Origin of the sequence: Nocardioides sp. CPCC 205120, from assembly GCF_048654585.1 — a bacterium.
GTDB lineage: Bacteria > Actinomycetota > Actinomycetes > Propionibacteriales > Nocardioidaceae > Nocardioides.
Genome location: NZ_JBMCYY010000001.1, coordinates 1,656,235 through 1,668,012 on the forward strand (window position 1 = coordinate 1,656,235; position 11,778 = coordinate 1,668,012).

Here is an 11,778-nt window from a genome sequence, read left to right on the forward strand (position 1 = left end):
GTGCCCGACCCCGCCGACGTCGTCCGCCACTACGTCCACGACCCGGCGCAGGTGGAGCGCGTCGTACCGGAGGTCGTCGAGCACATCGCCGTCGTGGAGTACGACGCGCGCTGGCCCGCGGCGTACGCCGGCCTCGAGCAGCGGATCCGGGCCGCGCTCGGCCACCTGGCCCTCGACGTCGAGCACGTCGGGTCCACCTCGGTGCCGGGGCTGGCGGCGAAGCCGGTGATCGACGTCGACGTGACCGTGCCCGACCCCCGCGACGAGGCGGCGTACGTGCCCGCGCTCGAGGCGGCGGGCCTCACCCTGCTGCTGCGCGAGCCCCGCTGGCACGAGCACCGCGTGTTCCGCGGCGAGACCCCGCGCGCGAACGTGCACGTGTGGGGCCCCCACTGCCCCGAGGTCGTGCGGCACCGGCTGCTGCGCGACTGGCTGCGCGCGCACCCGGCGGACCGGGAGCGGTACGCCGCCGCGAAGTGGGCCGCCGCCGAGGAGACGAACGCGGTGGGCGGGGTGGTGATGGACTACAACGCGCGCAAGGAGCCCGTCGTGCACGCCATCCTCACCGACGTGTTCCGGGCGCACGGGTTGCTCTGACGCGATACTCCCTGCCGTGACCCGCGCGAGCATCGACGAGACGTTCACCGCCCCGGCGCTCGACCCCGGGCTGTGGGTGCCCCACTACCTCCCGCACTGGACGACGCCGGAGCAGTCGGCGGCGCGCTACGACCTCGACGAGCAGGGCCTGCGGCTGCGGATCGACGCCGACCAACCTGCCTGGCGTGCGGCCGACGGCGAGATGCGGGTCAGCAACGTGCAGACCGCGACGTGGTCCGGGCCGGTCAGCGACACGGCCGGCACCCACCGCCACCGCCCCGACGGCCTCGTCGTCGTCACCGAGACGCCGACCTGGAAGGGGTGGGTGGCCGGCGCGGGGGAGGTCGTCGTGCGCGCCAGCGCGAGCCCCGACCCCACCTGCATGCTCGGCATCTGGCTGGTGGGCGTCGAGGACACAGGCGCCGACGACTCCGGCGAGCTCTGCATCGCCGAGCTGTTCGGTGACCGCATCGGCCCCGACGGCTCGACCGTGCGCGTCGGCGTCAAGGCCCACCACGACCCCCGCCTCGTCGACCAGGTCACCGACGTCGACCTGCCGATCGACGCGACCCAGCCGCACGAGTACGGCGTGCGCTGGGGCGGCGAGCTGGTGCAGTTCACCGTCGACGGCGAGGTCGTCGCGGCGAGTGCGCAGCGGCTCGACTACCCGCAGCAGCTGATGATCGACCTCTTCGAGTTCCCGGCCGACGCGCGGCGCGACCCCGCGGCGTACCCGAAGACCGCCCACGTGCACGCGGTGCGGGCCCGCGCCGGCCGACCCGACGGGGTCAGGCGCCCCTGACGAACGCGTCGGCGAGCGGGATCAACGGGTCGGGCAGCAGACCCGCCGTGGCCGGCACCTCGCCCGGCACCGCGTTCACGGGCGGGAACGCGCAGCCCACGATCGGCAGCGTCTCGTCGGCGGAGAAGGGGTCGCCCGTCGCGATGACCTCGCCGGTGGTGGCCTCCAGGAGCTCGAACTGCAGGTCCCACGTGTAGACGTCCCATGCGAGCAGGACACCGCGCGCCTCCGTGTTCTCGCAGCGCTGACGCACCTGCGCGCTGCCCGGGACGACACGGGTGCAGAGCACCGCGTTCGGCCCGCCCCAGCTGCCCGGCGCGGTCTGGACGTTCCAGGGGAGGCCCTCCGCGCCGAGGAGGTCGAAGCGGTTGTAGCCCGGGAGCTCCGGCCACTCCAGCAGCCACAGCACCCGCAGGTCCGCTGCCTCACCCGACCACGGCACGCCGTCGGCGAGCGTCGCCTCCCGGTCGCAGACGGGGGCGAGGTCGTCGGGCAGGGTGCCGTCGAGCGGCGGCAGCTCGTCGGCCGCCTCCTCGGTGCTCTCGGTGTCGCCCGTCGAGGGCGCGTCGGTCGGTGACGTGGTCTCCGTCGAGGCGTCGTCCGACGGCTCCGGCGCGGCCGTGTCGTCGCCGCCGCCCCGCAGCGCCGCCGTACCGGCCACCGCAGCGACCACCAGCACCACAGCGGCGACAGCAGCCAGCACCCAGGTGCGGGTACGCCGGCGCGCGGGGCGGGGCGCGCCGTGCCCCGGGTCGGCGGGGGCGCCGTTCGAGCCCGGCGGTCGGGATGGCAGGGGCGGCAGCGACACAGGGACTCCCGAGAGGCGTGGATCGGTCCCGGCACCCTAGGACGCTCACATCCCGCCGTGGCGATTGGTTAGGTCGCCATTCCGCCATTTGGAAGGCGGGATGTCATGCAAGGCGAGCGTCGGGGGCCACGTTCGGCATGACGTCCGGGGTGCCGGGCGGCCGCCGCCACCTGCTCCGAGGGGCCGTCGAGGGGCCGGGTCCGGACCGGAACCACCCCGCGGGTCGCAGGCGGGCACAGTTCCGTGTCGTCGTGCTGGTCGAAGTCCCGCCCGACCGATGAGTGTCGCCCGGACGGGCGGTCCACCTGCTCGACCCCCGACCGTGCAGGACGAAGGAGCCGCCGTGACCGCTGACTACACCTGGGACGTCTTCTGCACCCTCGACGGATGGGGCTCCTTCTCCGAGGGCGCCGCCTGGGGCGGCTACTGGGGCAAGCAGGGCCCGGAGCTGCTCGAGCACCGGTCCTCCCTGTTCGACACCGGCCAACGCATGGTGTTCGGGGCCACCACCTTCCGGGAGAACGCCGCGATCCTGCAGTCCGGCGTCGACCCCCACGCCCTCGACGAGTGGAACGTCCGGATGATGCGGTCCCCGGCGACGGTGATCTCCTCCACCCTGCAGGAGACGCTGGGCTGGCCGGACGCGACCATCGTGAGCGGCGACGCCGTCGACGTCGTCGGCCGCCTCAAGCAGGAGTCCGACGTGCCCCTGCGCTCGCAGGCCAGCCTGACGCTGAACTGGGCCCTGCTCGCGGCCGGGATGGTCGATCGGGTGCAGGTGACGATCTTCCCCGTCATCTCGGGACGCACCGGGACCAGCCCGATCTTCGCCGGCCTGGGGGACGTGGACCTCGAGCTCCTCGAGAGCCGGACGTTCGACGGGCGGTCCCAGGAGCTGGTCTACCGGCCCACCCCGCGGTGAGGTGGTCGACGAGCCGGTGCAGACGACGTCCTGGCCGTCGCCCTCCTCGAGCGCCGCGACGCCGTCGAGGTCGATGACGGTGGTGCCGGCTGCTGGTGCCGAGCCGCACGGCGGCGGGCTACCGGACCTACGACGACCATGACGTCGTCGTGGTCGCGCAGATCCGCACCATGCGCGACGCGGGGCTGAACGCTGCCCTGGTGCGGCGGTACCTGGACTGCGCCCGGACCGGCGAGCACGGGACGTCGCTCGAGATGTGCCCCGACCTGCGAGCGACGCTCGACGGGCTGGCCGACCGGTTCGACCGCGAGGCCCGGGCGCTCGAGCACCGGCGCGCGAGGCTGGCGGGGCTGGCAGCGGCGCCGGCGGCGCCCTCGTCCCGGCGGGTCCGCCGCCGCGGGTGACGTAGGCTTGGTCATCGTGGCTGGACCGGACTTCGACCAAGAGATCAAGCAGCTCGGCGCGACGATGCGCACCATCGAGCAGGTGCTCGACGTCGAGAGCATGCAGCGGGAGGTCGCTGCCCTCCAGGAGGAGGTCGCGGCCCCCGACCTGTGGGACGACCAGGCCAACGCGCAGCGCGTGACGGGCCGGCTCTCCGCCCTCCAGGGCGAGCTCGAGCGCTTCGAGACCCTGCGCGGCCGCATCGAGGACCTCGAGATCATGGTCGAGCTCGCGCAGGAGGAGGGTGACGCCGACTCCCTCGCGGAGGCCGTGACCGAGCTGGGCCGCCTGCACAAGGCGGTCGAGGCCCTCGAGGTGCGCACCCTCCTCAACGGCGAGTACGACGCCCGCGAGGCCCTCGTGACGATCCGCGCCGGCGCCGGCGGCGTCGACGCCGCGGACTTCGCGGAGATGCTGCTGCGGATGTACTCCCGCTGGGCCGAGCACCACAAGTACCCCGTCGAGGTGTTCGAGACCTCCTACGCGGAGGAGGCGGGCCTCAAGTCCGCGACCTTCGCCATCCACGGGCCCTACACCTACGGCACCCTCTCGGTGGAGTCGGGCACGCACCGCCTGGTGCGCATCAGCCCGTTCGACAACCAGGGCCGCCGCCAGACGTCCTTCGCCGCCGTCGAGGTCGTGCCGGTGCTCGAGCAGACCGACGAGATCGACATCCCCGACGAGGAGATCCGCGTCGACGTCTTCCGCTCCGGCGGTCCCGGCGGCCAGTCGGTCAACACCACCGACTCCGCGGTGCGCCTCACCCACCTCCCGACCGGCACGGTCGTCAGCTGCCAGAACGAGAAGTCGCAGCTGCAGAACAAGGCGAGCGCCATGGTCGTGCTCAAGGCCAAGCTCCTCGCCCTGAAGAAGGCCGAGGAGAAGGCCGAGCTCGACGGGCTGCGCGGCGACGTGCAGGCGTCGTGGGGCGACCAGATGCGCAACTACGTGCTGAACCCGTACCAGATCGTCAAGGACCTGCGCACCGGCTACGAGGTCGGCAACCCCACGCCGGTCTTCGACGGCGAGATCGACGGCTTCCTCGAGGCGGGCATCCGCTGGCGCCGCGGCGCCGAGAAGGCCGACGCGAGCTGAGCCGGCTGGCGCCCAGCCGACCCCGGCCGGCGCTCAGTCCTGGGGGCCGGCCGCCACCGCGACGGCGGCGCACCAGTCGGAGGTGCGCTGCACCGTGGCCGCCTCGTCGAACGTCGCGGAGACCGGCACCCGCAGCGTGCAGGTGAGCCACGCGTCGCCCAGCAGCCCGCGGAACGAGACTTCCGCGACGCCCTCGGCGCCGCACACCTGGGCCAGGGAGGGCGCGCCGTACGCCGGCTGCCCCTCGAGCACGCGGCACCCCTCGGTCGCCGCCGTCTCCGCGACGTACGCCGCGGCCGCCGCCGGGGTCGCCGGCGGCACGAACACCCACGCCGAGGCGGCCGGGCTGGTGGGCGCGGCGGCCCCGCCCGCGCCGTACCAGCGGCACCCCACCTCGTGCACGAGGTCCTCGCGGCCGGGGGCGATCTCGGTGGGCGCTCCGGTGTCCCACGGCACCGCCTCGGTGGGCGCGGCGCCCAGCGCGGCGGTGACCGCCTCCTCCGTGACGTCGTCGCAGAACGGCGAGCGGTCGACCTCCAGGGTCGCGGTGTCGAGGTCGGCGAGCGTCGGAGGCGCCGTGGTCGTGGGCGCGGCCGTCGGCGCCTCGCCTCCGCCCCCGCCGTCGTCGCCCGTGCAGGCGGCCGTGCCGAGGGCGAGCGCGGTGAGCGCGGCGAGGGCCGCGATCGTGCCGGCGGGGCGGCGGCGGGAGGGCACCGGGCGGTTCACCCGGTCGACCCTAGCCACCGCCCGCGTCAGAGCGGCAGGGGCGGGTTCGCCGAGTCGAGGTGCTCCACCGTCGTGAAGACGAGCTCGGCGTCGCCGGCGTTCTCGATGTCGTGCAGCAGGAACTCCCCGGGCCCGAACGTGAAGTGGCGCGTCTCCCCGGCGGCGTAGGACACCTCCCGTGTCGTGCCGTCCGCCGTGTGCTGGCGCGAGGTGCCCGCGTTCACGGCGGTCCAGAAGTAGTCGAGCACGTGGCGGTGCGCGTGCCAGCGCTCGCCGGGCGCGAGGCGGATCTCCCACACCCGCACGCGGGCGTCCTCGCTCAGCAGCCGCCCGCCGACGTGGCCGTCGTGGGCGTGGGCCTCGAACTCGGCGTGCAGCGCGGGCGTCCAGCCATCGAAGTCGCGGGCGACGACGGTGCCGGCGAGCGGCGCGTCGGTCAGGAAGGGGGTGGTCTCGGTGCTCTCGGTGGTCACGGGGTTCCTCTCGGTGGTGGGTCAGCGCCCGGGGCCGTAGAGCCCGAAGCGGAGGTCGGGGTCGCCCGGCACCCAGGTGCCGTGGACCTGGGAGCGGTCGCCCATCTCCTGCACCCGGCGCAGCAGGCGCTGGCCGAGCTCGAGCTGGGAGGGCTCCCACTTCGCGAGCGCCTCGGCGACGTCGCCGGAGCCCTCCGCGAGGGCGTCGTGCAGGGCCCAGGCGTTGGCGGCGGCCTTCGCGGTGCCGGCGGCGGCGTGGGGGCGGGCCGCGCTCGCGGCGTCGCCGAGGAGCGCCACGCGCCCCAGCGCCATCCGGTCGACCCCGGCGTCGTGGACGGCCTGCAGGTAGGGCTGCTCGGTGCGCAGCACGACCTCGGCGGTGGCGGGGGCGAGCACCTCGGCGGCGGTGCGCCGCATCTCCTCGACGAACCGGTCCTGCACCATCCCCGGGTGCAGCGACACCTTCGTCGCGAACCCCCGGCGGTCCGTCATCAGCTCGTCGAGGTCCGCTCCGGCGGCGACGTTGCGGTACCAGACGTAGTTGAGGAGCCGCTCGCCGACCGCGCGCCCGCCGTCGGGCCCGGGGATCGGGTAGAGCGTGATGTGGGTGAGCGGTCCGACGCTGTAGGTGATCGCGTCGTGCACCAGCTCGAAGGTCTCGGCGCTGACCTGGCTCTCGGGCACGGTGCCGCGCCACCCGACGTACCCCGCGTAGCGGAGCTCGGTGTCGGGGGAGATGCGCCGCCGCGCCGCCGAGGAGATGCCGTCGGCGAAGACGACGAGGTCGGCCCGCTCGGTGGTGCCGTCGGCGAAGCGGATGTCGACGCCGTCGTCGTCTTGGGAGAAGCCCGTGGCGCAGCGGCCCAGGTGGTAGACGTCCTCGCCGAGGTCGCCGAGCAGCGCCCGGTAGAAGGTGCCCCACGAGGTGTAGCTCCACGTGACCGGGTCGTCGTGGAGCACCTCGTTGCCGGCGCCGAGGTACTGCACCCGCCGCGTGGAGGTGCTCACCTCCTCGGGGTGCCGGTCACTGCACTCGGTGAACCAGCGCAGGGTGTCGGGCTGCAGCACGATCCCGCCGCCGCGACCGTCGAGGTCGGTGGGGGTGCGCTCGAAGACGTGCACGTCGAAGCCGAGGCGGCGCAGCAGCAGCGCCGTCGTCAGGCCGCCGATGGAGCCGCCGACGACCGCGGCCGTGTGGCCGCTCCAGTCGTGGGCGCCGGGGGTGGTGTCAGTCATCGTGGTCCGCCTTCCGGGGAGCGGTGGGGTCGAGGCCGAGGAAGCGGCGCGCGTTGGCCTCGAGCAGCGCGGCGTCGAGGCCGACCGCGACCGGGTCGTCGACCGGTCGGGGCGTGCCCATGTCGAAGGGGTGGTCGCTGCCGCACATCAGGCGGGAGCGGTCGGCCTGCTCGGCGAGCAGGCGCAGCACCGCGGGGTCGTGGGTGAGGGTGTCGAACCACAGGTCGCGGAAGCCGTCGTGCGGCGGGCGGGCGCTGCCACGCACCTCCGCGCGCTGCTCCCAGCCGTGGCGCCAGCGGCCCAGCAGGCCCGGGGCGCACCCGCCGCCGTGCACGAAGCAGATGCGCAGGTCCGGGTGGCGCTCGACGACGCCGCCCAGCACGCAGGCGGCGACCGCCGTGGCCGTCTCGGTCGGGTTGCCGACGAGGTTGGCCAGGTAGTACGACCCCCACTCCGGCCGCGGCAGCTGCATGGGGTGCACCAGCACCGCGGCGTCCTCGGCCGCCGCGAGCGCGACGACCTCGGCGAGCGGGCCGTCGTCGAACGTGGTGGCGCCGACGAGGGGCGGAACGGCGATGCCCCGCACCACACCGGTACGGCGCAGCTCCCGCAGCTGCCGCTGCGCCCGGGCCGGGTCGTGGAGGTCGACGAGCCCGAGGCCGAGCAGTCGCCCGCCCCCGTCGCGGCAGGCCTCGACGAGCGCGGCGTTGAAGGCGTCGGCGTAGTCACCCGCGCCGGGGGCGTCGACCACGCCGAACGCGAACGGCGGCGCCGACAGCACGCGGGAGCCGAGGCCGGCGGCGTCGGTGTCGGCGGCGACCTGGTCGAGGTCGCTCATCGCGGCCGTGGGGATGGTCAGCGGCAGGTCGCCCAGGTGCAGCTCGCCGTCGCGGTCGGTGAGCGGGGGGAGCGGCGAGCCGGGCGGCAGGTCGAAGAGGTCGCGCGGCAGCCAGTGGGCGTGCACGTCGACGACGCCGGCGCGCACGACCGGGGCGGTGGGGACGCTGGGCGGGGTGGCGGTGGCGGTGCTCATCGCGCCACCGCCACCGGGGCGGCGGCGCCGGTGGCGGCCTCGAGGGCCTCGAACCGGGCGAGCACCTCGGCCTGGAGCACCGCGACGGCCGGGTCGGAGGCGCGGCGGGGGCGGGGGAGGTCGACGTCGATGACCTCGTGGACCCGGCCGCCGGGGGCCAGCACGACGATGCGGTCGGAGAGCTGCACGGCCTCGGTGACGTCGTGGGTGACGAACATGACCGTGCGCCGCGACTCCAGCCAGATCCGCTCCAGGTGCTCGCGCAGCGACCGCGACGTCATGGCGTCGAGGTGGCTGAACGGCTCGTCCATGAGCAGGACGTCGGGCTCGACGGAGAAGGCGCGGGCGATCCCGATGCGCTGCTGCTGGCCGCCGGAGAGCTGGGCGGGGAAGCGACCCTCGACGTGGGGGAGCCCCACGAGGTCGAGGTAGTGGCGGGCGCGCTCCTGCCAGCCCGAGCGGCCGTCCTGCACGAACCCCAGGTTTGCCATGACGGTGCGCCACGGCAGGAGGCGGGGGTCCTGGAAGACGTAGCCGACCTTCGCGTCCCGGCCCTGCGAGGTGAGGTCGACGGTGCCGGACGTGTGGGGCTCGATGCCCGAGACGATGTTGAGCAGTGTGGTCTTGCCGCTGCCCGAGGGGCCGACGACGGAGGTGAAGGTCTCGCCGGACAGCGTCAGGTCGATGCCGTCGAGCACACGGGTCTGGTTGCCGCGGGCGTCGGTGTAGGTCTTCACCAGGTCGCGGATCTCGATGGATGCCATGGGGGTGCCTTTCGGGAGTGGTCGGTGGGGTGCCGGCTGGGCCGGGTGGGGTGCCGGGCCGGTCAGGCCCGGCGCCAGCGGGTCGCCCAGCGCTCGACCGGGCCCAGCAGCAGCTGGTCCACGACGACGAGGAAGACGATGAAGACGACGACCCAGGCGAGGAACCCGTCGAGCTGGTTCGCGTCGTACCAGTAGCGGGAGCGCCAGCCGACGCCCGACGTGGAGCCGAACCACTCGGCGAGCAGGAGGCCGTTCCAGGCGCTCATGATCGCGAAGCGCACGGCGGCGATCGTCGAGCCCGCGACCGCCGGGGCGACCACGTGGCGCAGCACCTCGTGCCGCGGCACCCCGAAGGCCCGGGCCATGAGCCGCAGGTCGGCGGGCACGGCCCGCACCGCCTTCGCGATGTTGACCACGACGAACGGCAGGGCCGAGAGGAACACGGTGGTGACCGGGGTGAGCCAGCCGAAGCCGAACCACATGGTGGTCAGCAGCGCCCAGATCACGGCCGGTGCGGCCAGCGCGGCCATCGTGAGGTCGCTCAGCGCCGCGTCGGCGAACCGGGACAGGCCCATGAGCACCCCGAGGGCGACGCCGACCACGAGGGCGACGGCCAGGCCCAGCACGAAGCGGTTCATGCTGATCGCGAGGTTGCCCCACAGCTCGCCGAGGGCGGCCTCGCTGCGCAGCCGGTCGACGGTGGCGCCGGGGCCGGGCACCCGGTCGCCCGCGACGGTGGCCACCCACCAGCCGAGCCAGACCGTGCCGATCGCGGCGAGCAGCGCCAGGGCGTCGGTGGCGTGGGCGCGGGTGAGCCGCGGCCGGGACGAGCCCGGGGCAGCGGGTCCGGCGGGGCCGGCGGGACCGGTCGGGCCGGGGGGAGCAGCGGGGGCAGCGGGGGTGGGTGTGGTGGCCGCGGTGGTCATCGCAGCTCCTTCCGCCAGGCGAAGAGGCGGTCCTCGCCGAACGCGAGCGCGCGCTCCACGAGCACCATGAGGACGATGAAGAGGGCGGTCCAGGCGAGCATGTCGGCCACCTGGAACTCCTGGTAGGCGCGGCGGATCATGAAGCCGACGCCGTTGCTGGCGCCGAAGACCTCGGTGAGGGCCTCGACCTTCCAGGCCATGGCGAAGCCGTAGCGGACGCCGGCGAACACGAAGCTCGTCAGCGCCGGCACGTAGAGGTGGCGCGCCACGTCCGAGGGGCCCCGGTCGAAGGCCTGGCACATCGCGAGCAGCTTCCCGTCGACCGAGCGCGTGCCCTCGGCGACGTTGATCGCCACGAAGGGCGTGGCGACGAGCGCCGAGACCACGATCGGGCCGGTGGCGCCCACGCCGAAGACGACGAGGCCGAAGACCGCGTAGGTGAGGCCGGGGACGTTGCCGAGCACGAAGAGCGGCAGCGAGAAGTAGGTCGTCAGGAACCGGCTACGGCCCATGAGGAACCCGATGGGCACGCCCGCGAGGAGCGCGAGCCCGAACCCGGCGACGATCTTGGTGATGCTGGCCGTGAAGTGCTCCAGCGCCGCGCCGCTGCCGACGACGGAGGCGATCGCGCCGCCCACCTCGAAGGGGGTCGGCAGGATCGGGTCGTCGACCACCGCGGCGACGACGGCCCACAGCACGAGGGCGAGCACGCCCGTGCCGGCCGAGATGACCCAGCGGGGGGCGCCGGCCGGTCGGGGGCCGCGGCCGCGCTGCGCGGTCGGGACCGCGGCGGGGGCCGGAGCGGGCGCCGGGGCGGGGGTGAGGGAGGTGGTCACGACGGGTCCTCCTCGGAGGGTCGGAACGCCGGGTCGGGGGAGCCGGCCTCGGCCAGGCCGGTCTCGCGGAGCAGGTCGAACACGCCCGCCTCGGCGGCGGCCCACTGCTCGTCGAAGCGCACGTCCTCGACCACCCAGTCGTGCTCGGCCACGTACTCCTGCATGAAGGCGACGTCCTCGGGCGCGGAGACCGCGAAGTGCTGGGGGTAGCGGGCGATGATCTCGTCGCGGTGGGCCTGCCACTCGGCGAGCCCGCGCTCCCACAGGTCGAGGAACGCCTCGACCTCCTCGGGGTGGTCCTCCACCCAGTCGCGCCGGCCGACGAACACGTTGCCCATCGGGCCGTCGTGCCCGGGGGAGGCGAGCTCGGCGTAGAGCTCGGCGGACGACTCCCCGTCGTACAGGGCGCGGACGCTGCCCTCCCGCAGCTCGTTGGCCGAGAGGTCGGGGTAGCAGATGCACGCGTCGATCTCGCCGCGGGCCAGCAGGCTCGAGAGGTTCTGGATGTCCGCGACGACGAGCTCGAAGTCGCCGTCGCTGCTCAGCTCGAGGTCGTGCATGCGCTGCACGAGCGCGTTCCACACCAGCGTGCCGGACACGGTGGTGAAGACGCCGATGCGCTTGCCGCGCAGGTCGGCCAGCGACTCGGCCGGGTCGTCGGCGCGCACGAGGATGCGGCTGCGCTCGGAGTTGTAGCGGCCGATGATGACCGTCTCCCGCTCCGTCTGCTCCTCGAGCCCGGGCACCTCGAACGAGGCCGACGAGATGATGTCGGCGTGGCCGCCGGCGAAGAGGCCGAACTCGTCCCAGGTGGCCGAGGTCTCGATCTCGATGCCGGTCTCCTCCTCGAACTCGTCGACGATGCCCTCGTCGTTGAGGTAGTCCCAGATCGGGTCGGGGGCGAAGGTGAAGCGGATGACGCCGTCCCGTGCAGCACGGGACGAGGCGGGGCCGCCGAGGCCGGCGGCGCAGCCGGTGCCGGCGAGGAGCGCGAGCGCGACGGCGAGGGCGCCGCAGCGGCGCGCTGCTGGTGGGGTTCTCACAGGGGTCCTCCTCCGAGGAGGGTGGTCGGGTGTGCCGGTCGGGCCGTTGTGACGGCCGTCACGAGGGCTTCAG

At 74.4% G+C, this 11,778-nt stretch carries 14 protein-coding genes; 5 read left to right on the top strand and 9 right to left on the bottom strand.

The window, feature by feature from the left end:
- Together ACOACO_RS07680 and ACOACO_RS07685 are read left to right on the top strand one after the other, a co-directional pair.
- Positions 1-597, top strand: a complete 597-nt coding sequence (locus ACOACO_RS07680; protein WP_420295648.1) for a GrpB family protein — start codon at positions 1-3, stop codon at positions 595-597.
- Between the two features lie 16 nt (positions 598-613).
- Complete coding sequence (locus tag ACOACO_RS07685) at positions 614-1,399, top strand: glycoside hydrolase family 16 protein (RefSeq protein WP_420295649.1); 786 nt, start codon at positions 614-616, stop codon at positions 1,397-1,399.
- Here the strand turns inward: ACOACO_RS07685 and ACOACO_RS07690 are convergent.
- Positions 1,386-2,102: a hypothetical protein gene (locus ACOACO_RS07690; protein ID WP_420295650.1), complete on the bottom strand. Its 717-nt coding sequence runs from the start codon at positions 2,100-2,102 to the stop codon at positions 1,386-1,388. The genes ACOACO_RS07685 and ACOACO_RS07690 overlap by 14 nt on opposite strands.
- Before the next feature lie 448 nt (positions 2,103-2,550).
- On the opposite strand from ACOACO_RS07690, the gene ACOACO_RS07695 reads away from it, so the two are divergent.
- The 3 genes from ACOACO_RS07695 to prfB all read left to right on the top strand — a co-directional run bounded on the left by ACOACO_RS07695 (position 2,551) and on the right by prfB (position 4,668).
- Positions 2,551-3,129, top strand: coding sequence for a dihydrofolate reductase family protein (locus ACOACO_RS07695; RefSeq protein WP_420295651.1), 579 nt, complete (start codon positions 2,551-2,553; stop codon positions 3,127-3,129).
- Between the two features lie 95 nt (positions 3,130-3,224).
- Positions 3,225-3,533 carry a MerR family transcriptional regulator gene (locus ACOACO_RS07700; protein ID WP_420295652.1) on the top strand — a complete coding sequence of 103 codons (309 nt, stop codon included), beginning with the start codon at positions 3,225-3,227 and terminating at the stop codon, positions 3,531-3,533.
- Positions 3,534-3,549: 16 nt separating this feature from the next.
- Positions 3,550-4,668 (top strand): peptide chain release factor 2, encoded by a 1,119-nt coding sequence (prfB, locus tag ACOACO_RS07705; RefSeq protein ID WP_420295653.1) that lies wholly within the window; start codon positions 3,550-3,552, stop codon positions 4,666-4,668.
- Between the two features lie 33 nt (positions 4,669-4,701).
- On the opposite strand, the gene ACOACO_RS07710 is transcribed toward prfB, so the two are convergent.
- The 8 genes from ACOACO_RS07710 to ACOACO_RS07745 form a co-directional block, all read right to left on the bottom strand.
- Positions 4,702-5,394 (bottom strand): hypothetical protein, encoded by a 693-nt coding sequence (locus ACOACO_RS07710; RefSeq protein ID WP_420295654.1) that lies wholly within the window; start codon positions 5,392-5,394, stop codon positions 4,702-4,704.
- Between the two features lie 26 nt (positions 5,395-5,420).
- A complete protein-coding gene (locus tag ACOACO_RS07715; protein WP_420295655.1) occupies positions 5,421-5,867 on the bottom strand; it encodes a hypothetical protein in 447 nt (148 codons plus the stop codon).
- A 21-nt stretch (positions 5,868-5,888) separates the two neighbouring features.
- Entirely contained in the window at positions 5,889-7,103 is a 1,215-nt protein-coding gene (locus tag ACOACO_RS07720; RefSeq protein WP_420295656.1) for an FAD-dependent monooxygenase, read from the bottom strand.
- The gene (locus ACOACO_RS07725) at positions 7,096-8,136 is read right to left on the bottom strand and encodes an amidohydrolase family protein (protein WP_420295657.1); all 1,041 of its coding nucleotides are present in this window, start codon (positions 8,134-8,136) and stop codon (positions 7,096-7,098) included. Before ACOACO_RS07725 ends, ACOACO_RS07720 begins: the two co-directional genes overlap by 8 nt.
- A complete protein-coding gene (locus ACOACO_RS07730) occupies positions 8,133-8,900 on the bottom strand; it encodes an ABC transporter ATP-binding protein (protein ID WP_420295658.1) in 768 nt (255 codons plus the stop codon). Before ACOACO_RS07730 ends, ACOACO_RS07725 begins: the two co-directional genes overlap by 4 nt.
- 62 nt (positions 8,901-8,962) lie before the next feature.
- Complete coding sequence (locus ACOACO_RS07735; protein ID WP_420295659.1) at positions 8,963-9,826, bottom strand: ABC transporter permease; 864 nt, start codon at positions 9,824-9,826, stop codon at positions 8,963-8,965.
- Positions 9,823-10,662, bottom strand: coding sequence for an ABC transporter permease (locus ACOACO_RS07740; RefSeq protein WP_420295660.1), 840 nt, complete (start codon positions 10,660-10,662; stop codon positions 9,823-9,825). Before ACOACO_RS07740 ends, ACOACO_RS07735 begins: the two co-directional genes overlap by 4 nt.
- Positions 10,659-11,705: an ABC transporter substrate-binding protein gene (locus ACOACO_RS07745; RefSeq protein WP_420295661.1), complete on the bottom strand. Its 1,047-nt coding sequence runs from the start codon at positions 11,703-11,705 to the stop codon at positions 10,659-10,661. The genes ACOACO_RS07740 and ACOACO_RS07745 overlap by 4 nt, the downstream gene beginning before the upstream one ends.
- Positions 11,706-11,778: the final 73 nt, after the last annotated feature.

Bases quoted from the DNA above. Each gene is read 5' to 3' on its own strand.
- ACOACO_RS07735 (WP_420295659.1), bottom strand. From the start codon at position 9,826: ATGACCACCGCGGCCACCACACCCACCCCCGCTGCCCCCGCTGCTCCC.
- ACOACO_RS07725 (WP_420295657.1), bottom strand. From the start codon at position 8,136: ATGAGCACCGCCACCGCCACCCCGCCCAGCGTCCCCACCGCCCCGGTC.
- ACOACO_RS07730 (WP_420295658.1), bottom strand. From the start codon at position 8,900: ATGGCATCCATCGAGATCCGCGACCTGGTGAAGACCTACACCGACGCC.
- ACOACO_RS07720 (WP_420295656.1), bottom strand. From the start codon at position 7,103: ATGACTGACACCACCCCCGGCGCCCACGACTGGAGCGGCCACACGGCC.